The following is a 24,802-nucleotide window of genomic DNA, read 5'->3' on the forward strand; positions in this document are numbered from 1 at the left end:
GCGGCGCGCGGGCCGGTGCGGCGCGCACCCATAATCGCGCCCGTTCCGACACCGCCGCCCCCCGCGGGCCGCCCACGCCATGAGCGTCCACGTCACCGACACCCCCGCCGGGGCTTCGCGCCCGCGCCTGAATCTCGTGCGCCTGCGCGAGATGGCCGCGCGCGACGAGCCGATCGCGATGCTGACCTGCTACGAGGCCACGCTCGCCCGCCTGGTCGACGCCGCCGGCGTCGACGTCGTGCTCGTCGGCGACTCGCTGGGCAACGTCGTCCAGGGCCGCTCGAGCACGCTGCCGGTGGACCTGGGCCACATGGCGTATCACACCGAATGCGTGGCGCGCGGGCTGTCCTCGGCCTGGCTGATCGGCGACCTGCCGTTCGGCAGCTACGAAGCCTCGCCGCAGCAGGCGCTGGCGTCGGCGATCACGCTGATGCGTGCCGGCGCGCAGATGGTCAAGCTCGAAGGCGGCGGGCCGATGGTCGAGACGGTGCGTTTCCTCGTCGACCGCGGCATCCCGGTCTGCGCCCACCTGGGGCTGACGCCGCAGCGGGTGCACGCGCTGGGCGGCTTCCGTGTCCAGGGCCGCGATGCCGCGGGCGCCGAGACGCTGGTCGCCGAGGCCCGGGCGATGGCCGAGGCCGGTGCGGCGATGCTGGTGCTGGAGCTGGTGCCGTCGGCCGTCGCGCGCCAGGTGCGTGCCGCCGCGCCCGGGCTGATCACGATCGGCATCGGCGCCGGGCCCGACACCCACGGCCAGGTGCTGGTGCTGCACGACATGCTGGGCTGGACGCCCGGCCGCCGGCCGCGCTTCGTGCACGACTTCAGCCGCGACGGCGAACACACGCGCAGCGTGCAGGAGGCCGCCGCCGCCTACGTCGCCGAGGTCAAGGCCCGGCGTTTCCCCGACCCCGTGCAGCACGGCTACTGAGTCCCCGATGAAGACGATCCACACCATCGCCGAGCTGCGCGCCGCGCTCGCCGGCCAGACGCGCACGGCCTTCGTGCCGACGATGGGCAACCTGCACGACGGCCACCTCGCGCTGGTGCGCCAGGCGGAGACGCTGGGCGGCCCGGTCGTCGCCAGCGTCTTCGTCAACCGGCTGCAGTTCCTGCCGCACGAGGACTTCGACCGTTATCCGCGCACGCTGGCGCGCGACGCCGAGCTGCTGGCCGGTGCCGGCTGCGACCTGCTGTTCGCGCCCGACGAGGCCGAGCTCTATCCCGAGCCCCAGGTCTACCGCGTGGCACCGCCGCCGGCGCTGGCCGACATCCTCGAAGGCGAGTTCCGGCCGGGTTTCTTCGGCGGTGTCTGCACCGTCGTGCTGAAGCTCTTCGGCATCGTGCAGCCGGCGGTCGCGGTCTTCGGCCGCAAGGACTACCAGCAGTGGCGTGTCATCGACGCGATGGCGCGCCAGTTCGCGCTGCCGACGCAGGTCGTCGCCGGCGAGACGGTGCGTGCCGCCGACGGCCTGGCGCTGAGCTCGCGCAACGGCTACCTGAACGAGGCCGAACGTGCCGAGGCGCCGGCGCTGGCCGCGGCGCTGCATTCGCTGGCCGGGGCTGCACGCCGTGCGGCCGACCCGGCGGCGCTGGCCGCCGCCGAAGCCGAGGCTGCCGCCGCGCTGCGCGAGCGCGGCTGGGCGCCGGACTACCTGACGGTGCGTCGGCGCGAGACGCTGCTGCCGCCCGACGCCGCGGCGCTGGCCGCCGGCGCGCCGCTGGTGGCGCTGGCCGCCGCGCGCCTGGGCGCGACCCGCCTCATCGACAACCTCGAGTTCTGAGGCCGGACGTGCAAGGCCGGAAGGCCTTGCACGCCTGCCGAAGGCCGGAGCGCGATTTCACGCGCGCCCGGCTTTTCTCCGGGGGGCGTCGATTTGAATATTCCGCGGCGCTCCCGGGATATTTCTCGGTGGGGTTCGGGGATTTTCACGCGCCGACCGGCAGGATACTCCGGTGATACTGCGCGTGGAGCACCTCGGCCATCGCCAGGTAGATCGCCGAGAGGCCGCAGACGATGCCCTCGAAGCCGGCGATCGTGCCGATCAGCGTCGAGCCCGTGAAGTCGCGCGCGGCGAGCAGCGCGAACAGCAGCGTCAGGCTGCCGAAGACGAACTGCAGCGCGCGGTTGCTGCGCCAGGTGCCGACCCACATCCAGGCCGTGAACACGCCCCACATCACCAGGTACCAGCCCATGTAGCCCTCGGGCGTGGCATCGGCCCAGCCGAGCTTGGGCAGCACGATCAGGGCGACCAGCGAAAGCCAGAAGAAGCCGTAGCTGACGAAGGCGGTGAGGCCGAAGGTGTTGCCTTTGCGGAACTCCAGGATGCCGGCGAGGATCTGCGCGGCGCCGCCGTAGCACAGGCCCATGGCGAGCACCATGGCGCTCATCGGGAAGAAGCCCGCGTTGTGGATGTTCAGCAGGACGGTGGTCATGCCGAAGCCCATCAGGCCGAGCGGCGCAGGGTTGGCGAATTGATCGGTGGAAGCAGACATGCGAGCCCTCGCGGAGGCCGGGTAAAAAGGCTCGCGACTGTATCAGGGTAAACCCTTTATTTTGATATCCGAGAGGCCCGCTGCGAGATTCTCCGAGGGCATTATCGGGATATTCGATGAACGAATCGTCGACAGTGCCGGACGGGTCTGCGATCCATTCAAAAAGTTGCAACAGAGGCGTCGAGGCAGGCGAACGGCGCAACCGCGCGAGGCGCCCAGAATGGCTGCCATACCGAAAGCGTCTCTCGCGATCGCCGCTCAAGGAGTGTGTGCAAATCGATCGAACGGCGCCGCCGGCCCGACTTCCCTACAGGACTGCACGATGAAGATCCTCCAGATCAATGCCAGCGCCCGCCGTGAAGGCGCCAACTCGACCCGTGTCGCCCACGACGTCGTCGCCCGCCTGCGTGCTGCGCACCCGGATGCCGAACTGACCGTTCGCGACCTGGCCGCCGACCCGCTGCCGGTGCTCGACGAAGCGGCGCTCGGCGCGCTGTTCACGCCGGCCGAGGCGCGCACGCCGGAGCAGGCCGCACGCGTGGCCGTGGCCGACGCCGCCGTCGCCGAACTGCAGGCCCATGACGTGATCGTGCTCGGCGTGCCGATGTACAACTTCGGCGTGCCGGTGCAGTTCAAGAACTGGATCGACGCCGTGGCTCGTGCCGGCATCACCTTCCGCTACACGGCCAGCGGCCCCGAGGGCCTGGTGAAGGGCAAGAAGGTCATCGTCGCGCTGGCCCGCGGCGGCATCTACCGCGACACGCCGGCCGACTCGCAGGTGCCGTACCTGAAGTCGGTGCTCGGCTTCCTCGGCATGACCGACGTGCGTTTCGTCTACGCCGAAGGCCTGAACATGGGCCCCGAGGCCGCCGCACGCGGCTTCGAGCAGGCGCAAGCCGACATCGAGGCCGCGCTGGCATGATCGTCCGCGGCGGCGCGTGCCGCCGCAGACTTTCACCGAGGACCCCGTGACGATCGCCTTGCCCGCCCATGAACTGCAGATGACGGTGCTGATGACCCCGGACACCGCCAACTTCTCGGGCAAGGTGCACGGCGGGGTCATCCTGCGCCACCTCGACCAGGTGGCCTACGCCTGCGCCGCGCGCTACGCCGGGCGCTACGTCGTCACGCTGAGCGTCGACCAGGTGATGTTCCGCCAGCCGATCCAGGTCGGTGAACTCGTCACCTTCCTCGCCTCGGTCAACCACACCGGCCGCTCGTCGATGGAGATCGGCATCAAGGTGCTGGCCGAGGACATCCGCGCCGGCGTCGTGCGCCACGTCAACAGCTGCTTCTTCACGATGGTTGCGGTCGACGACGGTGGCCAGCCGGTGGCCGTGCCGGCGCTGGAGCCGCGCACGCCCGACCAGAAGCGCCGCCACGCCGCGGCCGAGATGCGCCGCGCGATGCGCCGCGAGATGGAGGCCAAGGCCGCCGCGATCCACGAGGCGCACGCCCGCGGCGAGTGACGCCGCCGCGGCGGTGGCGGCCGTTCAGCCGCCGGTGACGGCGTCGGCCGGCGCGCTGCGCCAGGCGTTGGGCGGCGGCGGCTCGGGCGACAGCTCCAGCGGCTGGCCGTGCGGCGTGGCCAGCGCCCGGTCGACGAGGCCGCGCGACAGCGGCGACGCGAAGGTCTGGATGAAGTCGTAGGCGTAGTCGCGCAGGTAGGTGCCGCGGCGCACCGCCAGCCGCGTCGTGTTGACCTCGAAGAGATGGCGCACGTCGATCGCGTGCAGGCCCTGGTCGCGCGCCGGGTCGTAGGCGATCGAGGCGATGATGCCGACGCCCAGGCCGAGCTCGACATAGGTCTTCACGACGTCGGCGTCCATCGCCGCGAGCACGATCTCGCGGGCGAGGCCTTCGCGCTCGAAGGCTTCGTCGATGTGGCGCCGGCCGGTGTAGCCGGGTTCGTAGGTGACCAGCGGGAACTGCGCCAGGCGTTCGAGCGTCAGGCGCTCGCCGCGCCGGTCCTCGTCGGCCAGCGCGTGGCCTTGCGGCACGACGACGACGTGGCTCCAGCGGTAGCAGGGCAGGGCGACGAGCTCCTCGTAGTCGGCCAGCGCCTCGGTGGCGACGCCGATGTCGGCTTCGCCGTCGATCAGCCAGCGCGCGATCTGGCGCGGCGAACCCTGGTTCAGGTGCAGCGTGACCTGCGGGTTGGCGGCCAGGAAGTCGCGCACCACCGGCGGCAGCGCGTAGCGGGCCTGCGAGTGCGTCGCCGCCACCGTCAGCGTGCCGCTGCCGGCGCGTGCGAAGTCGGCGCCGGCGCGCCTGAGGTTGTCGGCCTCGGCGAGCAGGCGCTCGATGATCGGCAGCGCCACCTTGCCCGGCTCGGTGAGCCCGGTCAGGCGCTTGCCGACGCGCACGAAGAGGTCGACGCCGAGCTCGTCCTCGAGCTCGCGCACCTGGCGGCTGACGCCGGGCTGCGAGGTGTGCAGCACCTCGGCGACCGAGGTGAGGTTGAAGCGTTGCCGGACGGCTTCGCGGACGGCGCGGAGTTGCTGGAAGTTCACGGCCCGCATCCTCGCCAGCCCGCATCCCCATGCCAACGAAGCGATTTTTCCAACATCATGCGCTGAGCGAATAAGCGGATGGCGTAATGGACTCGATCGTTATATGCGATGGAGGCATACCGATACGACTATTGCGTCGTTGGCTGCATGTCCAGGTTTCGGCAGCATCGCGCCCTTTCCGGTCGACCACCACCCCAGCAGAACCATGAGCGAACAGAACCCGCGCGCCCACTGGCGCTTCGAGACCCTGTCGGTGCACGGCGGCTACAGCCCCGACCCGACGACCAAGGCCGTCGCGGTGCCGATCTACCAGACGGTGGCCTACGCCTTCGACAACGCGCAGCACGGTGCCGACCTGTTCGACCTGAAGGTGCCGGGCAACATCTACACGCGCATCATGAACCCGACGACCGACGTGCTCGAGCAGCGCGTCGCGGCGCTCGAAGGCGGCATCGCCGCGCTGGCGCTGGCCTCGGGCCAGGCGGCCGTCACCTACGCGATCCAGACCATCACCGAAGCCGGCGACAACATCGTCGCCTCCAGCGCGCTCTACGGCGGCACCTACAACCTGCTGGCGCACACGCTGCCGCAGTTCGGCGTCACGACGCGTTTCGCCGACGCCAACGATCCGGCCAGCTTCGAGCCGCTGATCGACGCCCGGACCAAGGCCGTCTTCGTCGAGTCGATCGGCAACCCGGCCGGCAACGTCACCGACGTCGCCGCGATCGCCGCCATCGCCCACCGCCACGGCGTGCCGGTGATCGTCGACAACACCGTGCCCAGCCCCTACCTGTTCCGCCCGATCGAACACGGCGCGGACATCGTCGTGCACTCGCTGACCAAGTACCTGGGCGGCCACGGCACCAGCCTGGGCGGCGCGATCGTCGACTCGGGCAAGTTCCCGTGGGCGAAGTACCCGGAGCGGTTCCCGCGCCTGAACACGCCCGACGTCAGCTACCACGGCGTCGTCTACACCGAGGCCCTGGGCCCGGCGGCCTACATCGGCCGCGCGCGTGTCGTGCCGCTGCGCAACACCGGCGCCGCGATCTCGCCGTTCAACGCCTTCCAGATCCTGACCGGCATCGAGACGCTGGCGCTGCGCATGGAGCGCATCAGCGACAACGCGCTGGCCATCGCCCAGCACCTGGCGCAGCACCCCAAGGTGGCCTGGGTCAACTACGCCGGCCTCGAAGGCCACCCCAGCCACGCGCTGATCCGCCAGAACTACGGCGGCCGCGCCTCGGGCCTGCTGACCTTCGGCCTGAAGGGCGAGCCCGGCCAGGGCCGCGAGCGCGGCGCACGGTTCCTCGACGCGCTGCAGCTCTTCACCCGCCTCGTCAACATCGGCGACGTGCGCTCGCTGGCCACGCACCCGGCGTCGACGACGCACCGCCAGCTCGCGCCCGAGGAACTGGCCAAGGCCGGCGTGTCCGAGGACACGGTGCGTCTGTCGGTCGGCATCGAGCACATCGCCGACCTGCTGGCCGACCTGGACCAGGCGCTGGCTGCGGTCTGAGCGTCTGCTGACACCGCCGCGGCCCGCTCCGGTGCCGCGGCGTCTTTCGTTATGCATGCGACGTCCAAGCTCACGCGAATTCCTGCGTGGCCTGGGCGCCGCCATGCCCCGATCCTGAGTTCTTCGCCTTCTTCCGGAGCTCCCTGATGTCCCCGATCTCCCGCCGCCGCCTGCTGCACTGGAGCGCCGCCGCCGTGGCCGCGCCCGCGCTGGGCAGTGCCCACGCCAACACCGCCGCGTTCCCGGCCAAGCCGGTGCGCATCCTCGTCGGCAACACCGCCGGCAGCGGCGCCGACGTCGCGGTGCGCATCGTCGCGCGCCAGCTGCAGGACGACTGGCGCCAGCCGGTGACGGTGGAGAACCGCACCGGCGCCGGCGGCCTGGTCGCCGCCGAGGCCACCGCGCGTTCGGACGCCGACGGCCACACGCTGTCGCTGTCGCAGGAAGGTGCGATCACGATCGCCCCGGCGCTGCAGGGCAAGCTCTCGTTCGACCCGCTGAAGGAGCTGGCGCCGGTCGTGCACCTGGCCGACAGCGACTACGTGCTCGTCGTCAACGCCGCCACCGGCTGGCGCACGATCGCCGAGATGGTCGCCGCGGCGAAGAAGCGCCCCGGCGCCTACAGCTACGCCTCGGCCGGCGTCGGCTCGCTGCACCACCTGGCCTTCGAGCTGCTGAAGATCGAACGCGACTTCTTCTTCGTGCACATCCCCTACCGCGGAGGCTCGCAGGCGGTGGCCGACGTCGCCTCGGGTCAGGCCCAGGCGATGTGGGTCTCGGTGACGGCGGCGCTGCCGCACATCCAGTCGGGCCGGCTGCGTGCGCTGGCGATCGGCGGCGCGCAGCGCAGCCCGCTGCTGCCGGCGGTGCCGACCGCCCAGGAATCGATCCCGGGCTTCCGCGTCACGAGCTGGTTCGCGCTGTTCGCGCCGGTGCGCACGCCGGCGGCGGTGGTCGAGCGCATCGCGCACGACGCCAGCGCCACGCTGCGCCAGCCGGCGGTGCTGGAGGCGCTGCGCAAGCAGGGCATCACGCCGGTCGGCGGCACGCCGCAGCAGCTGGCGCAGCTGGTGCGGCGCGACTACGAGCGTTACGCCCGGCTCTCCGACCGCGTGAAGCTGGCCAGCGACTGAACCTGGCGCGGCGCACTCGGCCACCAGACGGTGGCCGTGAGCGCCAGCACCGCGAGCGCGGTGCGGCGGATGTCGGCGTCGACGATGCGCGCGCAGGGCTCGGCCGGCATCGGACGACGCGGGCAGGGCAGGCGCTGCGGCAGCACGGCGACGAAAGGCATGAGGCTTCTCCTGGTGTGTGCCCTCACGATAGGGCGCCGGCCTCCAGGCCGCCACGAAGCCTTCGTCGTTTGTTTATCCGGCCGGCGCATGGCCGGCCGGGGGCCCCGATGCAAGCCTCAGCGCCGGCCGGCGACCGGCCGCGCCGCCGCCAGGCGCTGCAGCACCGCCACCAGCTGGTCGATCTCCTCGCAGGTGTTGTAGAAGGCCAGCGAGGGCCGCACCGTGGCTTCCAGACCGAAGCGGCGCAGGATGGGCTGCGCGCAGTGGTGGCCGGTGCGCACCGCGATGCCTTCGCGGTTCAGCGCCTGGCCGACCTCGTCGGTCGTGTAGCCGGCGAGCACGAAGGACAGCACGCTGGCCTTGTCGCGCGCGGTGCCGATCGGCCGCAGCCCCGGCACCTCGGCCAGGCGGCCGGTGGCGTACTCGAGCAGCCCGTGCTCGTACTTCGCGATGTTGGCGATGCCGATGCGCTCGACGTACTCCAGCGCCGCGCCCAGCCCCACCGCGTCGGCGATGCTGCCGGTGCCGGCCTCGAAGCGTGCCGGCGGCGGCTGGTAGACGATGCGCTCGAAGCTGACGTCGGCGATCATGTTGCCGCCGCCTTGCCAGGGCGCCAGGTCCTCCAGCAGCTCGCGGCGGCCGTAGAGCACGCCAATGCCGGTCGGCCCGAAGACCTTGTGGCCGGAGAAGACGAAGAAGTCGGTGTCCAGCGCACGCACGTCGACCTTCAGGTGCGACACCGACTGCGCGCCGTCGACCAGCGTGCGGATGCCGGCGCGCCGAGCGATGGCGACGATCTGGTCGACCGGCACGACGGTGCCCAGCGCGTTCGAGACCTGCGTCACGGCGACGATCTTCGTGCGCTCGTTCAGCAGCCGCTGGTACTCGTCGAGCCGCACCTGGCCGCTGTCGTCGACCGGGATCACGCGCAGCGTCGCACCGCGTTCGTCGGCCAGGCGCTTCCAGGGCACGATGTTGGCGTGGTGCTCCTGGTGCGAGACGACGATCTCGTCGCCGGGCCCGACGTGGCGGCAGCCCCAGGCCGCCGCGACGAGGTTGATGGCCTCGGTGGCGCCGCGCACGAAGACGATCTCCTCGCTCGACGCGGCGCCGATGAAGCGGCGCACGGTCTCGCGGGCGTTTTCGTAGGCGTCGGTTGCACGCGCCGCCAGCGCGTGCGCGGCGCGGTGGATGTTGGAGTTCTCGTGGGCGTAGAAGTGCGCCAGGCGGTCGATGACGGCCTGCGGCTTCTGCGTCGTCGCGGCGTTGTCCAGCCAGACGACGCGCTGTCCGTTGATGCGCTCGTTCAGCAGCGGGAAGTCGCGTCGCACGGCGTGCACGTCCAGCGGCGGATGGGCGTCGGCGAAGCCCGGGCGGCCGGTGGGGGCCGCCGGAGCCGCTTCGGGCACGAAGTAGTAGCGCGGCGAAGCGGTGGCTGGCGCGGCGGACGGCGCCGGCACCGTGTCCAGCCGCGGCACGGCGGCCGCGGTCGGCAGCTGCCAGGGCAGGGCGCGCAGCGCCTCGAGAGCCGGATCGGCCGTCGGCGGCGTCGCCGGTGCGGCTTCGGCGGCCGGGAAACCCAGCGCCTCGGCCTCGGCGAAATGGAAGGGCGCCGCCGGCGCCTGCGGCACCGCCAGCAGCTGGCTGCCGGCGCGACCGTCGTAGGCCGGCGCGGCCGACAGCGGCACGTCGGGCACGCCGTTGCCGGCCTGCGCATGCGGCAGCCGTGCCGGCGCCGAGGCGCCGATGTTGGCGGCGCTCTGCGGCGAGGTCGGCACGAGGTTGGCACCGGGCGGCAGGCCACCCGGCACGTCGGCCGGCGTGGACGGGCCGTAGCTGCCCGGCGGCGGCGTCAGCCCGGCCGGATGCGGCCGCTCGGGTAGCGGCACGCCGCCGGTGGCCGGCCAGCTGCCGAACAGTTCGCCGGCCAGGCGTGCGAGCAGCGCCGGGTCGGGCAGGCCGGGCGGCGGCGCCGCGGCCGGGATCTCGGGGGTCGTCATCGGCGCCGGCTCAGCGGTAGTTGTCCGGATACGCGTGGTACTTGCCGACTTCGACGTCCTCCAGCACCGCCAGCGCGTCCTCGGTCTGCACCGCCAGCGAGCAGTACAGCGAGATCAGGTAGGACGCGATCGCGTTGCGGCTGATGCCCATGAAACGCACCGACAGCCCGGGGCTCTGTTCGCCCGGCAGCCCCGGCTGGTACAGGCCGACGACGCCCTGGCGCTTGTCGCCGACCCGCAGCAGCAGCACCTTGGTCTTGCCGTCGGCCACCGGCACCTTGTCGCTGGGCACCAGCGGGATGCCGCGCCAGGTGAGGAACTGGCTGCCGAAGAGGCTGACGGTGGGCGGCGGCACGCCGCGGCGCGTGCATTCGCGGCCGAAGGCGGCGATGGCCAGAGGGTGCGTCAGGAAGAAGGCCGGCTCCTTCCAGACCTTGGAGAGCAGCTCGTCGAAGTCGTCGGGCGTCGGCGCGCCGCCGAGCGGGTAGACGACCTGGTCGGGGTGCACGCTGGCGAGCAGGCCGTAGTCGGGGTTGTTGATCAGCTCGCTTTCCTGCTTCTCCTTGATCGTCTCGATCGTCAGGCGCAGCTGCTCCTTGATCTGGTCGTGCGGGCTGCTGTAGAGGTCGGAAACGCGCGTGTGCACGTCCAGCACGGTGCTGACGGCGTTGAGGAAGTACTCGCGCGGCTGGGTCTCGTAGTCGACGAAGGTGGTCGGCAGCTCGGACTCGTCGCGCTTGGCGCACAGCACCTGCACGTCCTGCGGGTTGCGCACCTTGTTCAGGCGGTAGATGCCGGCTTCGACCGGCACCCACTGCAGCAGCTGGGTCAGCCAGCGCGGGCTGATGGTCGCCAGGGTCGGCGCGGTCTTGGTGGCGTTGGCGAGCTGGCGGGCGGCGCTGTCGCCGAGAGCCAGTTGCACGGGCGCGGTGTCTGCCATGGAAGACGTGTCCTTGTCGGGTTGGATCGCCGCCGCAGTCTCGGCAAGCGTGCCGCGTGGCGGCAACCGGCTATAGGCAGTGATCACCGGGCGTCACGAGCCAGCGCAAGCCGCCGGCGCTTCGGATTCGATCGATGAGCCGACGCGCGTCGCCCGCCCGGGATCGCTCCGCGGTGGCCGCTGCCACGGCACGGCGCAAACACGGTCTGCGTGACCTGGCCCCGCCTGCCGGCCACGCTCCGTCGCGACCCGCAACTTCGTCCCTTTGAAGGATGATGGAATACTCGCCGGCGGCGCATCCCGGAGGGCTTCAGGAACGACCCGCGACCTGACATGCCGACGCGAGCCGAACTCGACAAGGAACAAATGATGAGATACGACCGCAAGCGGGTGCTGGTCACCGGCGGGGCGGGATTCCTGGGATCGCATCTGTGCGAGCGCCTGCTCGCCGATGGCTGCGACGTGCTGTGTGTCGACAACCTGTTCACCGGCTCGAAGGACAACATTGCGCATCTGATCGCCAATCCGTACTTCGAGCTGGTGCGGCACGACATCACCTTCCCGCTGCACGTCGAGGTGGACGAGATCTACAACCTCGCCTGCCCGGCCTCGCCGGTCTACTACCAGCGTGACCCGGTGCAGACCACCAAGACCAGCGTGCTCGGCGCGATCAACATGCTGGGGCTGGCCAAGCGGGTTGGCGCCAAGATCCTCCAGGCCTCGACGTCCGAGGTCTACGGCGATCCCGAGGTCCATCCGCAGACCGAGGACTATCGCGGCAGCGTCAACCCGATCGGCCCGCGTGCCTGCTACGACGAGGGCAAACGCTGTGCGGAGACCCTGTTCTTCGACTACTGGCGCCAGCACGGCCTGCGCATCAAGGTGGCGCGCATCTTCAACACCTACGGCCCGCGCATGCATCCCGACGACGGCCGGGTGGTGTCGAACTTCATCGTCCAGGCGCTGGAAGCGCGCCCGATCACGCTCTACGGGGATGGCCGGCAGACGCGCAGCTTCTGTTACGTCGACGATCTGATCGAGGGCCTGCTTCGGCTGATGGCGACCCCCGACGACGTTACCGGCCCGGTGAACATCGGCAACCCGCGCGAGATCACGATGCGTGAACTGGCCGAGGCGGTGGTGGCGATGGTCGGTTCGAGCTCGGCGATCGTCGACCACCCGCTGCCGGCCGACGATCCGATGCAACGGCGCCCCGACATCACGCAGGCCTTGGCGATCCTCGACTGGATGCCCCGGGTGCCGCTGGAGGAGGGTTTGCAGCGCACCATCGCCTACTTCCGGACGCGCATGCCGGGCTGAGCCGGCCCGCGGCGGCCGGCCGTCCGGCAGGCGTCGCTGAAGATCGTCGTCACGGTGCTATCCGCGCTCGGCCTGCCCCCATGGCCTGCCGCAACTGTTCGAGTGGAGATTGTTCATGGTCATCGTCCTCACCTACGGCAAGGTCTGCACGACATCGCTGCGCCATCTGCTGGGGGACAGCTTCCCGGGGCGCCTGTTCTTCAGCCACGGGTTGGGTCGCTGGATCGTCGATCCGCTCGAAGGTTTCATCGCGGCGGCCGCCACCGACACCTCCGGCTTGCGGTCGTCCTTCGACAACCGGGCCATCCGGGAACAACTCGACCTCGCCCGAGCGGCGGGAGAGACGGTCACGATCATCAGCGGCGTGCGCGACCCTGTGGCGCGCTCGCTGTCGGTCGCCATCCAGAACCTCGAGGCAGCCTTCGCCGACTGTCGGTCTCCGTCGGCCGAGGCGACCGCGGAGGCCGTGGCCGCGCGTGTCGCCGATCTGTGGCTGCGCGACACCCCTGACGGCGACCCGGCCCGGCTCTTCCTGGAGCGGATGATCCGTGCGCCCCACCTCTGGTTCGAGGAGGAGCTCGAGAAGCCCTTCGGCTTCGACCTTCAGGCGCAGCCGTTCGACCGCGAGCGGGGTTATTCGGTGCAGACCCGGGACGGGGTGCGTCTGCTGCTGTTCCGCCACGAGAACGCGCCAGAGGCGATCGAGGCCGGTCTGGCGGAGCTGTTCCCCGGGCAGGACATGGTCCTGCCGCACGACAACGCCAACAGCACCAAGCCGACCGGCGAGGTCTACCGGGCCTTGCAGGACTGTTTCCGTCTGCCGCGCCCGGCGCTCGAGGCGATCTATGCCCACCCCCATGTCAGCGCCTACTACAGCCCCGCCGAGATCTCCGCCGCCATCGACCGCTGGGCCGAGCCGGCGCCTTCGCGCACATGGGTGATGCCGCCGCCGCCCGCCGCTCCGCGGCAGGTCTTTGCCGCGACGGTCTTCATCCCGTTGCGCAATCACGCCGAGTGGATCGGCCCTCTGCTGGACAGCCTGTTCGCCCAATGGCGATCGGACACCGAACTGGTCCTCGTCGACGATGGTTCGCAGGACGGCAGCCTCGGCATCGTGATGGATCGGCTGAGCGGCCGGCCGGAGGTCGCCGCGACCGTGATGCGCAACCCCACGGCGATCGGGCACGGCATGCTGCCGGCCGTTGCCGCACTGTCTCGGGCGCCGCTGCTCATCCAGGCCGACAGTGACGACATCGCGCTGCCGGGACGGCTCGACACGATCGTCGGTCATTTCGCGGCCCACCCCGACTGCAGGCTGCTGACATCCAACGCCGTCCTGATGAGCGAAGGCGGCATCCCCATCGGCCTGCTCGACACCCAGTTGCCGGACGCCGTGATCTCGGATCCCGTGCAACTGGTCGAGCAGCAGACCCAACCCTATTGGCTGGGGGCCACGTCGGCCTATCACCGGTCGATCCTGGAAGCGTTTCCGCCGATCGACGTGGAACTGTGCCCCTACGGTCTCGACCTTCTCACCGGCTTCAGGGCGACGCTTCTCGGCTGTCAGCACTATCTGGCGCGGCCTCTCGTGGGCTGGCGCCAGCATTCACGCAACAGCCACCGGGCGATCGGCACCGGGCGCGGCGACGATGTCGGGCGCGAGCACCTGGCGGCCGTGCGTGTCATGGTGCGCGCCCAGCGTCTGCGGGACGTCGCATGGCTGTCCGCGCAGGGACAGCTCGATCCCGCCCGCGCGGCCGAGATCGAGGCCCGTTGGCAAGCCGACCACCTGGCGACGACCGAGGCGTGGATTCGCTCCCGGAACCACCTGACCGGAACGCACGCGGCCCCGGTTCCCCGAGCAGCGGGTGCGCCGGCGCAGGCGGTCGTGGAGGAGACCTACATTCCGCCGGTACCGCCGATCGTCACGCTGCCGCGTGGATTCGAGTGCCCCGTCGAGCAAATGAATGACGCCCTGTCGCGCTGGCCGGGCATCCACCCGGATTGCGGCCTGTTCGTCTGGACCAGCCGGCAAGCGGCCGTGGTCCTGCGGATTCCCGATCCGGAGTCGCAAGCGCTGGTCGTCACGCTGGCGGGCCTCCCTTACATCGACCGACAGACGGTCAGCCTGTCACTGGACTTCGCGCCGCCGGTCGAGGCCACGCTGATCGCCGGGCATGCCCGGCGGGTGACCCTGCCGATCGCCGCGCGTCGAGGCACCACGGGCGGCCTGGTGACGCTGATGATCTGTGTGCCCAGCGCCGCGAGCCATGCGGCTTTCAACCCGGCGAGCAACGATGCCCGTGTCCTGGGGGCGGCACTGCTTGCCTTGCAGGTGATCTGACGCCGGAACCGCGCGCGCCCGGCGTCGTCCTCCCACCCCATCGGCCCAACGTGCCGATTCCCGAACGTCGAAACATCGGATCCGCAAGATGCCCCCATTCGTTTTGTCCCCCGCCGCCCCCGAGGGCCTGCTGCTGGTCGGTGGCGGCCGCAACGCCCGCAACCTGATCTGCGTGTTCGAAACCGCCGGCGTTGCCGTCAGTGGCGTCGTCGATGACCGGCCGGCCGGTGTGGTGCTGGGGCACGAGGTCGGCTTGATCGACGGCGTGAACGGCGCGGCCGTCGACGCCTTCCTGACCGTCGCCGATCCGGTTCATGCGCAGGCGATCCGTGAACGTCCGGCCTTGAGCGGCTGTCGCTGGCCGCGGTTCATCCATCCGTCAGCGGTCGTCTCGTCGCACGCCGAGATGGGGGAGGGCTGTTACGTCGGCCCGTTTGCGGTCGTGACCGACATCTCCCTCGGCCGGCACGTGCACCTCTTCGCCCACAACGTTCTGGGATCGCGCGTGTCGGTCGGCGACTTCTCGGTCATCCTGCCTCATGCCACGGTGGCGAGCGATGCACGGATCGGCAGACGCTGCATGGTCGCGATGGGGGCGCGAATCCATGCCGGCGTCACGATCGGCGACGATTGCAGGATCGGCGCCGGCGCCATCGTCCGGCGTGACATGCCCGACGGTACGATTGCGCTCCCGGATCGGGAGTCGCGTGTTCGTGGGCGCATCGCCTCCGGCAGGAGTTGAGGCTTTCCGTGGTTCGTGGCCGGTCGCCAACTCGACGGTCGACCGGGCATGGCCTGCGATGTCGAAGCGCTCGCGTGGCTCGCGGGTCATTCGCCTTCGCTGGCATGCCGGGTCTTCGTATCGGCCGGTTCTCTACGGATGCATCAAATGAACATGGCAGCGGCGCCGCTGCGGACACGCTCGGATTTGGGTCGACTGGTCTTTCTGCATATTCCCAAGACGGGTGGCACGACACTCGACCACATCTTGCGGCAGCACTTCTTGCCGGAAGAGGTGTGCCCGGAGCGACACGCCGGGCTGGAGTCTTGGCCACCGATTCTGCTGCCCCGGTTCAACTACTTTTCGGCGCACGACAGCTTTGAGTCCTTCGAGCGTTACGTCCCGAAGCCGTTTCGCATGGTGACTGTCCTGCGCGAGCCGATTGACCGGTCGATATCCAACTATCTCTTCTGGCGCAGCCTCACCGAGAGTCACATCGAGAAGAACAATCTGCACCAACCGAGAATTGCCAAGACTTATCAATTCAAGGATTACCTGAAGTTTCCGGTGGCTGACTTGCGGATCTGGACGGAGAACGTCATGACCCGCCATCTCAGTCACAGAACGATGAAGAACGAGCGCGAGGTCTGGGCCGACGGAGATGACAGCGAGATGCTCGACCGTGCCCTCGCGAACCTCGCGAAGATCGACGTCTACGGCATTTCGGAGTTCATGGACGAGTCCGTCGAGGTCATCTGCCGGCACTTCGACGTGGCAATGCCGGTGGTCGTTCCGCGACTGAACCAGACGAACACCAATCATCCCGAGAAACCGGAATTCTTCGAAAAGGTCGAGGATCTTTCGATCGACGACGAGACGGAGGAGTTGCTGCGGAAGTTGAACCGCCTCGACACCGTCCTCTACAACGAAGCCGTCAAGTCGTTCAGCGAGAAGGCGAGAAAGGATGGCCGGCGTCTCTCGGGCGTCAAGTCGCTTTGCGGGCGCACCGTCGCCCACTTTGCCCGGACAGTCTTCCAGGCCGAACCGGGCGAGTCGGGCTTTCTCTTGTTCGGGCCCTACATCCGCCTGCAGCGGGGGCGTTACACGGTCTCGGTCGAGGTGCGGATCTCCAGCCTGCCCGCCGGCGTGAAGGACGGCGAGGAGATCGGCTTCATCGACGTTTGCTCGGGCAAGGGCGGCCAGACCCACGGTCGCCAGGCGATCAGGGTGGGCGAGGTGTCCTCCGACGGATTTCGCATGCTGCATCTCGACTTCGCGTTGGCGCGGATGGCCATGGATCTCGAGGTCAGGGCCTTCACGTCGGGTCGGTGTGCGGTCTGCATCAACCAGGACGTCCGACTGCGGGAGCGGGCATGAGCCGCCGGGCTCTCGTTGGCGGCGGCGGTCGGCCCTGACGATCCGGACGCGCCCCGTGGCGCGCCGTGTCCCCGTGCCGTGCCCGGCTCAACGACCTGCTGCCGGCGATGTCTGGGGCAGCAGGCTCGTCTCGTCACCTAGCGGCCACGGCGTGCCCTCGCGGTCCATGCGCACCACCGCGCGCCGCAGCGAGCGCACGCCTTCGCGGCCGATCTCCAGGCGCAGCACCCAGCCGGTGTTGTTCTCGGGCCTGTCGAAGCCGTCGAAGACGAAGTTGCCCAGGCTGTAGACGATCGGCTTGCCGCGGTGGAACTCGACGTCCTGCACGATGTGCGGATGGGTGCCGACGACGGCGTCGGCACCGGCGTCGATCATCAGCCGCGCCAGCGCGCGCTGGCGCTCGTTGGCCGTCGGCCGGCCTTCCTCGCCCCAGTGCATGAACGGGATCACCAGGTCGGCCGTCGTGCGTGCGCGGCGGATGTCGAACACGACCTGCTCGTCCTCGCTCCAGGCGACACCCGGGTGGTCGTGGCCGGCCTCGAAATAGCGCGGGAAGTACTCGTCGTAACCGAGCAGCGCCAGGCGCAGCCCGCGGCGCTCGACGATCAGCGGCCGGTGCGCCTCGGCGAGGTCGTGGCCGCCGCCGAAGTACGGCAGGCCGTGGGCCTTCAGCGCGCCCAGCATCTCGGCGAAGGCCTCGCGGCCGAAGTCGCCGGAGTGGTTGTTGGCCAGCGAGACGGCGTCGACGTGGCGGCGCAGCAGCGCCAGCACACGCGGGTCGGCGCGGAAGGTCCAGGGTTTGTCGTCGGCCCGGCCGCCGCGCGCGACGACGCATTCGAGGTTGGCGATGCGCAGGTCGGCGCCGGCCAGCAGCGCGGCGGTCGGCGCGAACGGATTGCCGCCGCGGCGCAGCACGCGCCCGGGGCCGTCGGCGAGCATCACGTCGCCGACGAAGACCAGGCTGAGCGTCGGCTGCGGCTCGGCACCTGCGGCGCCGGCGGCGGCCCAGGTGCCGGCCAGCAGCGCGGCATTGAAGTCGCGGCGTTTCATCGTGCGGCCTCCGTGCCCAGCGCGCAGCCGTAGACGAGTTCACGGCCCAGGCGCGAGGAATAGACGTGGTTCCAGCCGGTCAGCGCGGGGATCGCCGTGCCGGGCGGGAAGGGCGGCCGATGGACGACTTCGTGGATCAGCACCGGCGCGTTGGCCACCGCCATGTCGTAGGCGTAGAGCGAGACCGAGTCGACACGTTCCGGCGTGCCCAGCACCACGGCCTTGAAGCGGAAACGTGTGCCGACGTCCTGTGCTGCGACCGTGTACGGGTCGGCGACCGGGCGGGCCTCGACCTGCATCGTCGTGCTGACGTAGCGCAGCTCGCAGCGCAGCAGCGGGCTTTCGGTGGCCGGCCGCGTTTGGGCTGCAGCACCGGCGAGGCCGGTGGCCGCCACGCTGCCGCACACCCAGCGTGCGATGAAGGCGGCGCGGGCCGCGTGCTGGAGCGAGGGCGTCTGCATGCCGGCGACTGTAAGGCGCGAAACCGCCGCGGCGAAGCGCAGGGCCGGCGCGGGCTGACCCCGACGAAACGAGGGTTCTCCCGCATCTCGGCTGCCGGCTTCGGCCACTGGCGCCACACTGTCAGCCTCGCCGCCGCCGCCTGCCCATGTTCGGACTGACCGCCCTCGAACTGGCCCGCATCCAGTTCGGTTTCACCGTCTCCTTCCACATCGTCTTCCCGGCCATCACGATCGGGCTGGCCAGCTATCTGGCCGTGCTGGAAGGCCTGTGGCTGTGGAAGAAGAACCCGGTCTACCGCGACCTGTACCACTTCTGGGCCAAGATCTTCGCCGTCAATTTCGCGATGGGCGTCGTGTCGGGGCTGGTGATGGCCTACCAGTTCGGCACCAACTGGAGCTACTTCTCGGCCTTCGCCGGTTCGGTCACCGGGCCGCTGCTGGCCTACGAGGTGCTCACCGCCTTCTTCCTCGAAGCCGGTTTCCTCGGCGTCATGCTGTTCGGCTGGAACCGCGTCGGCCCCGGGCTGCATTTCCTGTCGACGATCATGGTCGCGCTGGGCACGCTGATCTCGGCGACCTGGATCCTGGCCTCCAACAGCTGGATGCAGACGCCGCAGGGCCACGAGATCGTCGACGGCATCGTCGTGCCGGTGGACTGGCTGGCGGTGATCTTCAACCCCTCGTTCCCGTACCGGCTGGCGCACATGACGGTGGCGGCCTTCCTGGCGACGGCGCTGTTCGTCGGCGCGTCGGCGGCCTGGCACTTGCGCCGCGGCCACGACAACGTCCGCGTGCGCAAGATGTTCTCGATGGCGATGGGCATGCTGATGTTCGTCGCGCCGCTGCAGATCGCCGTCGGCGACCTGCACGGCCTGAACACGCTGGAGCACCAGCCGGCCAAGGTCGCGGCGATGGAAGGCCACTGGCGCAACGGCCCGCCCGGCGAAGGCGTGCCGCTGGTGCTGTTCGGCTGGCCCGACATGCAGGCCGAGGAGACGCTGTACCGCGTCGAGATCCCGCGCCTGGGCAGCCTGATCCTGACCCACAGCCTGGACGGCACCTACCCCGGCCTGGCCGAGTTCGCGCCCGAGGACCGGCCCAACGCGACCATCGTCTTCTGGTCCTTCCGCGTGATGGTCGGTCTGGGTCTGCTGATGCTGCTGCTCGGCGCCTGGGCCGCCTGGCGGCGCTGGCGCGGCCGGCTCTACGAAGGCGGCGCCTTCCTGCGCTTCGCGACCTGGATGGGGCCGGCCGGCGTGATCGCCATCCTCGCCGGCTGGTTCACCACCGAGATCGGCCGCCAGCCCTGGATCGTCTACGGCGTGATGCGTACCGCCGACGCGGTGTCCAACCACTCGGCGCAGGTGATGGGCACGACGCTGGCGGTGTTCGTCGTCATGTACTTCGCCGTCTTCGGCATCGGCCTGCGCTACATGCTGAAGCTCGTCGCCAAGGGGCCGCAGCCCGGCGAGCACGAGAGCTCGCCGCAGGACCCGGGCCAGGCGCAGCGCCCGGCCCGGCCGCTGTCGGCCGGCCCCGACCACGTCGACCCGGTCTGAGGAGCCCACGATGGACATCGACCTGCCGCTGCTGTGGTTCGGGGTCATCGGCTTCGGGCTGATGATGTACGTCGTGATGGACGGGTTCGACCTGGGCATCGGCATCCTCTTCCCGTTCGTGAAGGACCGCGAGGAGCGCGACGTGATGGTCAACAGCGTCGCCCCGGTCTGGGACGGCAACGAGACCTGGCTGGTGCTCGGCGGCGCCGGGCTGATGGCGGCCTTCCCGCTGGCCTACGCGGTGGTGCTGAGCGCGCTGTACCTGCCGCTGATGGCAATGCTGGCCGGGCTGATCTGGCGCGGCGTGGCCTTCGAGTTCCGCTTCAAGGCCGACGAGGCGCACAAGCCTTTCTGGGACCACGCCTTCGCCTGGGGCTCGTACATCGCCACCTTCTCGCAGGGCGTGGCGCTGGGCGCCTTCATCGGCGGCTTCGAGGTGAAGGATGGCGCTTATGCCGGCGGCGTCTTCGACTGGCTGACGCCGTTCAGCCTGTTCACCGGCGCCGCGCTGGTGCTGGCCTACGCGCTGCTGGGCGTCGGCTGGCTGGTGATGAAGACCGAGGGCGCGCTGCTGCAGCGCATGCGCGAGCTGGGCCGGCCGGTCACCTGGGCGGTGCTGGCTGCGCTGGCCGGCGTCAGCCTGTGGACGCCGTTGGCGCACCCGGCGATCGCCGAGCGCTGGTTCACGCTGCCCAACCTGCTGTTCTTCCTGCCGGTGCCGCTGCTGGTGGCGCTGGTGACCTGGCAGCTGCTGCGCGCGCTGCCGCGCAGCCATTCGGCGCTGCCCTTCGTGCTGGCGCTGGCGCTGCTGTTCCTGGGCTACAGCGGGCTCTTGATCAGCCTGTGGCCCAACGTCATCCCGCCGGGCATCTCGATCTGGGACGCCGCGGCGCCGCCGCAGAGCCTGGGCTTCGCGCTCGTCGGCGCGCTGGCCATCATCCCGTTCATCCTCGGCTACACCGCCTGGTCCTACTACGTGTTCCGCGGCAAGGTGAAGATCGGCGAGGGCTACCACTGATGGCCGAGCCGGCACGCCCGCGCCAACTCTGGCTGCGCCGGCTGGGCTGGCTGCTGCTGATCTGGGCGGCCAGCGTCGCCGCGCTGGGCGCGGTGGCGCTGGGGCTGCGCTGGGTGATGGGGCTGGCGGGCATGACGGCCTGAGCGGCCTATCGCCGGCAGGCAACGCCTGCGTGTTATGTTTCCCGGATAACCAGCAGAGTCCGGGGAGGAAACGATGATTGGCCGAGCCATGCTCGCCGCCTGTGTTGCCGGCATCGCCGGTTGTGCCAGCGCACCCACGCCCAAGAGCGCGGTTCCCGAACCCGTCGACCCGGCGACGGCGGTCACTCTGCACCTTTACCGGGCCGACACCGGATACATCGGAGCGGCCGTCGATCAGTACGTGTACGTCGACGGCTTCCGTGTCGGGCGCCTGAATCGCCTGGAGTCCTTCGAGTTGAAGGTTGCCCCGGGTGAGCGCGAGGTCGTGATCCAGCCGCACACTCTGGGCATTCCCGACGGCAAGCAGGTCAAGCTCACCATTCGCCCCCAGGCACGGCAGGACGTGTATCTGCGCTACGCGCTGGCCGTTTCCAGCATCTTTGCCGTTGGCAGGACCGCCACCGTGAACTTCGACGTCGGACTCCAGGAAGTCACCGAGTCCGACTGGGCTGCTCGCCGCTGAACGGGCCGGCCCTCGGCAACGCCTCGATTGGGACGCAGGGACAAACCTCCCTGCTCAGACGCCGCGTCCGTCGGCCGCCGTGCCGGCTGAGCCCTGCATCTTCAGCATGTGTTCCACCGCGGCCTGCAGGCGGGCGAGCAGGTCGTAGTCGCGCCGCTCAAGCGCGCCGTCGATGCCGCCGCGGGCCTTGGCGACGAAGTCGATGCGCTCGCCGTCGCTGGCCATGTCCACCGGCTCGCCGGTGGCGGCCGAGATCTTCATCGTCATGCCGAGGAAGGGCGTGCTCTCGTCGAGCGACATCCTGCCGCTGCGGATCTGCTGGTTCATCCAGTCGAACAGCTGCTGCCGCGTCATGCTCGTGAAGTCGGGGCGCTCGTCGTCCGCCGTCTGATCGGCGGCCGGCGTCGTCGCCGCGGCCAGCATCGAGGCGAACGAGCACGCGCCGCCGGCATTCGCAGCGCTGCCGCCCGTCGGATGCGGGCTGCTCGGGGGCACGGGGGATGGAGCCTGGATCTTCATCGTGGGCGTTTCCTGACGGGTAACGCGTCGAGTATCCGCCCGGGCGCACGGCCCGCCGCCGATGGCCCCGCCATGCGCTCGGCGCGGGCCGACATGCGCCGTTCTTCGTTGGCCTGCAACCAGCGCACGGCTAAGGTCCAGGGGCCGATCCTCATCGGCTCTCTCGTCGTCTCAGTCGTGGGCTCCGTGGGGCAACCCCGGTGACTTGACCCCGCTGCCCGCCGCGGCAGCGGGGTTCTTTTTCGCCCCGTCGCCTGCCGCGCTCAGATCGCCGCCAGCGCCTGCGCCAGGTCGGCGCGCAGGTCCTCGACGTCCTCGATGCCGACCGACAGCCGTACCAGGCTGTCGACTATGCCGAGCGCGGCGCGTATCTCGGGCGGGATCGTCGCGTGGGTCATGATCGCCGGGTGCTCGATCAGGCTCTCGACGCCGCCCAGGCTCTCGGCCAAGGCGAAGAGGCGCACCGCCTCGAGGAACCGCCGCGCGCCGGCGAGGTCGGTCGCCAGGTCCAGCGAGATCATGCCGCCGAAGCCCGACATCTGGCGCCGCGCCAGCGTGTGCTGCGGGTGCGACTCCAGCCCGGGGTAGTGCACACGTGCCACCTGCGGCTGGGCCTCGAGCCAGCGCGCCAGCTCCAGCGCGTTGGCGTTGTGGCGCTCGACCCGCAGCGCCAGCGTCTTCACGCCGCGCAGCGCCAGGAAGCTGTCGAAAGGCCCGGCGATCGCGCCGACGGCGTTCTGCAGGAAACCCAGGCGCTCGCGCACCGGCGCCAGGCGCTCGTCGCGGCCGACGACGGCGACGCCGCCGATGACGTCGCTGTGGCCGTTGAGGTACTTGGTCGCCGAGTGCACGACGAGGTCGAAGCCCAGCTCCAGCGGCCGCTGGTTGAACGGGCTGGCGAAGGTGTTGTCGGCGGCGGCGAGCAGGCCGTGTTCGTGGGCGACGGCGGCCACCGCGCGCAGGTCGGCGAGTTTCAGCAGCGGGTTGGTCGGCGTCTCGGCCCAGACCAGGCGCGTGTTCGGGCGGATCGCGCGCCGCAGCGCCTCGGGGTCGCCGAGGTCGACGTAGCTGAACTCCAGCCCCGCGCTCTGGCGCCGCACCTTGTCGAAGAGGCGGAAGCTGCCGCCGTAGAGGTCGTCGCCGCTGACGACGTGCGAGCCCGCCGGCAGCAGCTCCAGCACGGTGGCGATCGCCGCCAGCCCGCTGGCGAAGGCGAAGGCCTGGGCGCCGCCTTCGAGGTCGGCCACGGCGCGTTCCCAGGCCCAGCGGGTCGGGTTGTGCGAGCGGCCGTAGTCCAGGCCCTGGTGCACGCCGGGGCTGCTCTGCACGTAGGTCGAGGTGGCGTAGATCGGCTGCATGATCGCGCCGGTCGACGGGTCGGGGTGCTGGCCGCCGTGGATCGTGCGCGTGGCGAAGGCGAGCGGGCGGTCGGCGTCGGGGGCGGTGGTGTGGCTCATGCGGCGGCGGTGGACGCCAGCAACTGCCGGCGGAGGTGGTTGAGCAGGTCGAAACGCGTGACCAGGCCGTGGAAGCCGGCTTCGTCGGCGACGATGGCCACGAGGCCGCGGTCGAGCACGGCGCGCAGCTCGGCGATCGAGGCGCTGGCCGGCAGCGTCTGCGGCGCGGCGGTCATCGCGTCGCGCACCGGGCGCTGCAGCGCCTGCGGCCCGGCCTGCGCGGCCACGAGCAGGTCCGACTCGTCGATCACGCCGACGAGCCGGCCGTCGGCCAGCACCGGCAGCTGCGAGACCTCGGCCAGGCGCATGCGCTGGAAGGCGACGAGCAGCGTGTCCTCGGGCGCGACGGCGACGACGCCGCCGTCCTCATAGCGGCGCGAGATCAGGTCGCGCAGGTCGCCTAAACGCGGCCGCGCGAGCAGGCCCTGGTCGATCAGCCACTGGTCGTTGTAGACCTTGGACAGATAACGCGTGCCGGTGTCGCAGACCAGCGTCAGCACACGTTTGGGCGTCGTCTGCTCGCGGCACCAGCGCAGCGCCGCGGCGAGCAGCGTGCCGGTCGACGAGCCGCCAGGGATGCCTTCGCGCGCCAGCAGTTCGCGTGCGGCGCCGAAGCTCTCGGCGTCGGGGATCGAATACGCGCTCTTCACCGAGCCGAAGTCCGCAATCGCCGGCACGAAGTCTTCGCCGATGCCTTCGACGGCCCAGGAGCCGGCCTGGCCGACGTGGCCGGTCTTCACGTAGTCGGCGAGGATCGAGCCCACCGGGTCGGCGAGCACGAACTCCAGCGCGGGCTGCACCTTGCGGAAGTAGCGCGACAGCCCGGTCAGCGTGCCCGAGGAGCCGACACCGACGACGATGGCGTCCAGGTCGTGGCCGGTCTGGGCCCAGATCTCGGGGCCGGTGGCGGTTTCGTGCGCCAGCGGGTTGGCCGGGTTGTTGAACTGGTCGGCGAAGAACGAACCCGGGATGCCGGCGGCGATGCGCGCCGCCAGGTCCTGGTAGTACTCGGGGTGGCCCTTGCCGACGTCCGAGCGCGTGACGTGCACCGTCGCGCCCAGCGCCTTCAGGTGCAGCACCTTCTCGGTGGCCATCTTGTCGGGCACGACGAGCACGACCTTGTAGCCCTTGGCGCGCGCCACCAGCGCCAGGCCCAGGCCGGTGTTGCCGGCGGTGGCCTCGACGACGGTGCCGCCGGGCTGCAGCCGGCCGTCGCGTTCGGCGGCCTCGATCATCGCGACGCCGATGCGGTCCTTGATCGAACCGCCGGGGTTCTGCGACTCCAGCTTCAGGAACAGCGTGCAGCAGCCGGTGTCCAGGCGCGTCACGCGCACCAGCGGCGTGTTGCCGATCAGGTCGAGCACCGCGGGGCGCGACGCGGTCTGGCGGGCGGCGCGGGGGAGGTCGGGGGAGCGGGACATCGGGCGTGCCGGGAGGCGGCCAAAAACGGGGCAGTCTGGCCGGCAAGCCGCGTGCCGCCAAAGACCTTGACCGCATGAGCAAAGCCGTGCCGCGCAGATGGGCCGGCTTGCGCGTTCCGCGCATATCGAGCG

At 70.4% G+C, this 24,802-nt stretch carries 24 protein-coding genes; 14 read left to right on the forward strand and 10 right to left on the reverse strand.

Features of this window, described 5'->3' with window-relative positions; genetic code table 11:
• Nucleotides 1–79: 79 nt before the first annotated feature.
• Together panB and panC are read left to right on the forward strand one after the other, a co-directional pair.
• A complete protein-coding gene (gene panB / locus LOC65_RS09960; RefSeq protein ID WP_009857569.1) occupies nt 80–928 on the forward strand; it encodes a 3-methyl-2-oxobutanoate hydroxymethyltransferase in 849 nt (282 codons plus the stop codon).
• Between the two features lie 7 nt (nt 929–935).
• Nucleotides 936–1,781 carry a pantoate--beta-alanine ligase gene (gene panC / locus LOC65_RS09965; RefSeq protein WP_230247382.1) on the forward strand — a complete coding sequence of 282 codons (846 nt, stop codon included), beginning with the start codon at nt 936–938 and terminating at the stop codon, nt 1,779–1,781.
• Between the two features lie 145 nt (nt 1,782–1,926).
• On the opposite strand, the gene LOC65_RS09970 is transcribed toward panC, so the two are convergent.
• On the reverse strand, nt 1,927–2,493 hold the full coding sequence (locus LOC65_RS09970; RefSeq protein WP_230247383.1) for an acetate uptake transporter: 567 nt from the start codon (nt 2,491–2,493) through the stop codon (nt 1,927–1,929).
• Nucleotides 2,494–2,815: 322 nt separating this feature from the next.
• Here LOC65_RS09970 and LOC65_RS09975 point away from each other — a divergent pair, with 322 nt between their 5' ends.
• A complete protein-coding gene (locus LOC65_RS09975) occupies nt 2,816–3,415 on the forward strand; it encodes an FMN-dependent NADH-azoreductase (protein ID WP_230247384.1) in 600 nt (199 codons plus the stop codon).
• Nucleotides 3,416–3,467: 52 nt separating this feature from the next.
• On the forward strand, nt 3,468–3,962 hold the full coding sequence (locus LOC65_RS09980) for an acyl-CoA thioesterase (protein ID WP_029718892.1): 495 nt from the start codon (nt 3,468–3,470) through the stop codon (nt 3,960–3,962).
• Between the two features lie 24 nt (nt 3,963–3,986).
• On the opposite strand, the gene LOC65_RS09985 is transcribed toward LOC65_RS09980, so the two are convergent.
• Nucleotides 3,987–5,006 carry a CysB family HTH-type transcriptional regulator gene (locus LOC65_RS09985; RefSeq protein WP_164963643.1) on the reverse strand — a complete coding sequence of 340 codons (1,020 nt, stop codon included), beginning with the start codon at nt 5,004–5,006 and terminating at the stop codon, nt 3,987–3,989.
• A 205-nt stretch (nt 5,007–5,211) separates the two neighbouring features.
• Between LOC65_RS09985 and LOC65_RS09990 the strand changes: the two genes are divergently transcribed.
• Nucleotides 5,212–6,522 (forward strand): O-acetylhomoserine aminocarboxypropyltransferase/cysteine synthase family protein, encoded by a 1,311-nt coding sequence (locus tag LOC65_RS09990; protein WP_009858226.1) that lies wholly within the window; start codon nt 5,212–5,214, stop codon nt 6,520–6,522.
• 146 nt (nt 6,523–6,668) lie between these two features.
• Nucleotides 6,669–7,655 (forward strand): tripartite tricarboxylate transporter substrate binding protein, encoded by a 987-nt coding sequence (locus LOC65_RS09995; RefSeq protein ID WP_230247385.1) that lies wholly within the window; start codon nt 6,669–6,671, stop codon nt 7,653–7,655.
• On the opposite strand, the gene LOC65_RS10000 is transcribed toward LOC65_RS09995, so the two are convergent.
• From LOC65_RS10000 to LOC65_RS10010, 3 genes are all read right to left on the reverse strand, one after another.
• Nucleotides 7,613–7,816 carry a hypothetical protein gene (locus LOC65_RS10000; protein ID WP_230247386.1) on the reverse strand — a complete coding sequence of 68 codons (204 nt, stop codon included), beginning with the start codon at nt 7,814–7,816 and terminating at the stop codon, nt 7,613–7,615. The genes LOC65_RS09995 and LOC65_RS10000 overlap by 43 nt on opposite strands.
• Before the next feature lie 117 nt (nt 7,817–7,933).
• Nucleotides 7,934–9,817, reverse strand: a complete 1,884-nt coding sequence (locus tag LOC65_RS10005) for a family 2A encapsulin nanocompartment cargo protein cysteine desulfurase (RefSeq protein ID WP_230247387.1) — start codon at nt 9,815–9,817, stop codon at nt 7,934–7,936.
• Nucleotides 9,818–9,827: 10 nt separating this feature from the next.
• A complete protein-coding gene (locus LOC65_RS10010; protein WP_009858222.1) occupies nt 9,828–10,757 on the reverse strand; it encodes a family 2A encapsulin nanocompartment shell protein in 930 nt (309 codons plus the stop codon).
• 366 nt (nt 10,758–11,123) lie between these two features.
• On the opposite strand from LOC65_RS10010, the gene LOC65_RS10015 reads away from it, so the two are divergent.
• The 4 genes from LOC65_RS10015 (at nt 11,124) to LOC65_RS10030 (ending at nt 16,519) form a co-directional block, all read left to right on the forward strand.
• Nucleotides 11,124–12,077 carry a UDP-glucuronic acid decarboxylase family protein gene (locus LOC65_RS10015; RefSeq protein WP_405048251.1) on the forward strand — a complete coding sequence of 318 codons (954 nt, stop codon included), beginning with the start codon at nt 11,124–11,126 and terminating at the stop codon, nt 12,075–12,077.
• Between the two features lie 115 nt (nt 12,078–12,192).
• Nucleotides 12,193–14,421 (forward strand): glycosyltransferase, encoded by a 2,229-nt coding sequence (locus tag LOC65_RS10020; RefSeq protein WP_230247388.1) that lies wholly within the window; start codon nt 12,193–12,195, stop codon nt 14,419–14,421.
• 88 nt (nt 14,422–14,509) lie between these two features.
• Nucleotides 14,510–15,163, forward strand: coding sequence for an acetyltransferase (locus LOC65_RS10025; RefSeq protein ID WP_230247389.1), 654 nt, complete (start codon nt 14,510–14,512; stop codon nt 15,161–15,163).
• 147 nt (nt 15,164–15,310) lie between these two features.
• On the forward strand, nt 15,311–16,519 hold the full coding sequence (locus tag LOC65_RS10030; protein WP_230247390.1) for a sulfotransferase family 2 domain-containing protein: 1,209 nt from the start codon (nt 15,311–15,313) through the stop codon (nt 16,517–16,519).
• 87 nt (nt 16,520–16,606) lie between these two features.
• Here the strand turns inward: LOC65_RS10030 and LOC65_RS10035 are convergent, their stop codons facing one another.
• Both LOC65_RS10035 and LOC65_RS10040 read right to left on the reverse strand, forming a co-directional pair.
• The gene (locus LOC65_RS10035; RefSeq protein WP_230247391.1) at nt 16,607–17,569 is read right to left on the reverse strand and encodes a CapA family protein; all 963 of its coding nucleotides are present in this window, start codon (nt 17,567–17,569) and stop codon (nt 16,607–16,609) included.
• Nucleotides 17,566–18,030: a hypothetical protein gene (locus LOC65_RS10040; RefSeq protein WP_009858217.1), complete on the reverse strand. Its 465-nt coding sequence runs from the start codon at nt 18,028–18,030 to the stop codon at nt 17,566–17,568. Before LOC65_RS10040 ends, LOC65_RS10035 begins: the two co-directional genes overlap by 4 nt.
• Nucleotides 18,031–18,176: 146 nt before the next feature.
• Here LOC65_RS10040 and LOC65_RS10045 point away from each other — a divergent pair, with 146 nt between their 5' ends.
• The 4 genes from LOC65_RS10045 (at nt 18,177) to LOC65_RS10060 (ending at nt 21,273) form a co-directional block, all read left to right on the forward strand.
• On the forward strand, nt 18,177–19,589 hold the full coding sequence (locus tag LOC65_RS10045) for a cytochrome ubiquinol oxidase subunit I (RefSeq protein WP_230247392.1): 1,413 nt from the start codon (nt 18,177–18,179) through the stop codon (nt 19,587–19,589).
• A 10-nt stretch (nt 19,590–19,599) separates the two neighbouring features.
• A complete protein-coding gene (gene cydB / locus LOC65_RS10050) occupies nt 19,600–20,607 on the forward strand; it encodes a cytochrome d ubiquinol oxidase subunit II (protein ID WP_009858215.1) in 1,008 nt (335 codons plus the stop codon).
• Nucleotides 20,607–20,750 carry a DUF2474 family protein gene (locus tag LOC65_RS10055; RefSeq protein WP_009858214.1) on the forward strand — a complete coding sequence of 48 codons (144 nt, stop codon included), beginning with the start codon at nt 20,607–20,609 and terminating at the stop codon, nt 20,748–20,750. Before cydB ends, LOC65_RS10055 begins: the two co-directional genes overlap by 1 nt.
• A gap of 88 nt (nt 20,751–20,838) precedes the next feature.
• Nucleotides 20,839–21,273 (forward strand): hypothetical protein, encoded by a 435-nt coding sequence (locus LOC65_RS10060; protein ID WP_009858213.1) that lies wholly within the window; start codon nt 20,839–20,841, stop codon nt 21,271–21,273.
• A gap of 54 nt (nt 21,274–21,327) precedes the next feature.
• Here LOC65_RS10060 and LOC65_RS10065 read toward each other — a convergent pair whose 3' ends face one another.
• The 3 genes from LOC65_RS10065 to LOC65_RS10075 form a co-directional block, all read right to left on the reverse strand.
• Nucleotides 21,328–21,768, reverse strand: coding sequence for a hypothetical protein (locus tag LOC65_RS10065; protein ID WP_009858212.1), 441 nt, complete (start codon nt 21,766–21,768; stop codon nt 21,328–21,330).
• 287 nt (nt 21,769–22,055) lie between these two features.
• Nucleotides 22,056–23,249 (reverse strand): PLP-dependent aspartate aminotransferase family protein, encoded by a 1,194-nt coding sequence (locus LOC65_RS10070; RefSeq protein WP_230247393.1) that lies wholly within the window; start codon nt 23,247–23,249, stop codon nt 22,056–22,058.
• Nucleotides 23,246–24,670, reverse strand: coding sequence for a cystathionine beta-synthase (locus LOC65_RS10075; RefSeq protein ID WP_230247394.1), 1,425 nt, complete (start codon nt 24,668–24,670; stop codon nt 23,246–23,248). Before LOC65_RS10075 ends, LOC65_RS10070 begins: the two co-directional genes overlap by 4 nt.
• Between the last annotated feature and the right edge of the window lie 132 nt (nt 24,671–24,802).

The sequence above is a fragment of the Rubrivivax sp. JA1055 genome, from assembly GCF_020966565.1.
GTDB lineage: Bacteria > Pseudomonadota > Gammaproteobacteria > Burkholderiales > Burkholderiaceae_C > Rubrivivax > Rubrivivax benzoatilyticus.

What these genes read in the sequence shown, in the direction of transcription:
- LOC65_RS10070 (WP_230247393.1), bottom strand. Translation starts at nt 23,249, where the DNA reads ATGAGCCACACCACCGCCCCCGACGCCGACCGCCCGCTCGCCTTCGCC.
- LOC65_RS09990 (WP_009858226.1), top strand. Translation starts at nt 5,212, where the DNA reads ATGAGCGAACAGAACCCGCGCGCCCACTGGCGCTTCGAGACCCTGTCG.
- LOC65_RS10055 (WP_009858214.1), top strand. Translation starts at nt 20,607, where the DNA reads ATGGCCGAGCCGGCACGCCCGCGCCAACTCTGGCTGCGCCGGCTGGGC.
- LOC65_RS10045 (WP_230247392.1), top strand. Translation starts at nt 18,177, where the DNA reads ATGTTCGGACTGACCGCCCTCGAACTGGCCCGCATCCAGTTCGGTTTC.
- LOC65_RS10015 (WP_405048251.1), top strand. Translation starts at nt 11,124, where the DNA reads ATGATGAGATACGACCGCAAGCGGGTGCTGGTCACCGGCGGGGCGGGA.
- LOC65_RS09970 (WP_230247383.1), bottom strand. Translation starts at nt 2,493, where the DNA reads ATGTCTGCTTCCACCGATCAATTCGCCAACCCTGCGCCGCTCGGCCTG.
- LOC65_RS09975 (WP_230247384.1), top strand. Translation starts at nt 2,816, where the DNA reads ATGAAGATCCTCCAGATCAATGCCAGCGCCCGCCGTGAAGGCGCCAAC.
- cydB (WP_009858215.1), top strand. Translation starts at nt 19,600, where the DNA reads ATGGACATCGACCTGCCGCTGCTGTGGTTCGGGGTCATCGGCTTCGGG.
- LOC65_RS10040 (WP_009858217.1), bottom strand. Translation starts at nt 18,030, where the DNA reads ATGCAGACGCCCTCGCTCCAGCACGCGGCCCGCGCCGCCTTCATCGCA.
- LOC65_RS10025 (WP_230247389.1), top strand. Translation starts at nt 14,510, where the DNA reads ATGCCCCCATTCGTTTTGTCCCCCGCCGCCCCCGAGGGCCTGCTGCTG.
- LOC65_RS10060 (WP_009858213.1), top strand. Translation starts at nt 20,839, where the DNA reads ATGCTCGCCGCCTGTGTTGCCGGCATCGCCGGTTGTGCCAGCGCACCC.
- panB (WP_009857569.1), top strand. Translation starts at nt 80, where the DNA reads ATGAGCGTCCACGTCACCGACACCCCCGCCGGGGCTTCGCGCCCGCGC.
- LOC65_RS10030 (WP_230247390.1), top strand. Translation starts at nt 15,311, where the DNA reads ATGAACATGGCAGCGGCGCCGCTGCGGACACGCTCGGATTTGGGTCGA.
- LOC65_RS10035 (WP_230247391.1), bottom strand. Translation starts at nt 17,569, where the DNA reads ATGAAACGCCGCGACTTCAATGCCGCGCTGCTGGCCGGCACCTGGGCC.
- LOC65_RS10010 (WP_009858222.1), bottom strand. Translation starts at nt 10,757, where the DNA reads ATGGCAGACACCGCGCCCGTGCAACTGGCTCTCGGCGACAGCGCCGCC.
- LOC65_RS10020 (WP_230247388.1), top strand. Translation starts at nt 12,193, where the DNA reads ATGGTCATCGTCCTCACCTACGGCAAGGTCTGCACGACATCGCTGCGC.
- LOC65_RS10005 (WP_230247387.1), bottom strand. Translation starts at nt 9,817, where the DNA reads ATGACGACCCCCGAGATCCCGGCCGCGGCGCCGCCGCCCGGCCTGCCC.
- panC (WP_230247382.1), top strand. Translation starts at nt 936, where the DNA reads ATGAAGACGATCCACACCATCGCCGAGCTGCGCGCCGCGCTCGCCGGC.
- LOC65_RS09995 (WP_230247385.1), top strand. Translation starts at nt 6,669, where the DNA reads ATGTCCCCGATCTCCCGCCGCCGCCTGCTGCACTGGAGCGCCGCCGCC.
- LOC65_RS10075 (WP_230247394.1), bottom strand. Translation starts at nt 24,670, where the DNA reads ATGTCCCGCTCCCCCGACCTCCCCCGCGCCGCCCGCCAGACCGCGTCG.
- LOC65_RS10000 (WP_230247386.1), bottom strand. Translation starts at nt 7,816, where the DNA reads ATGCCTTTCGTCGCCGTGCTGCCGCAGCGCCTGCCCTGCCCGCGTCGT.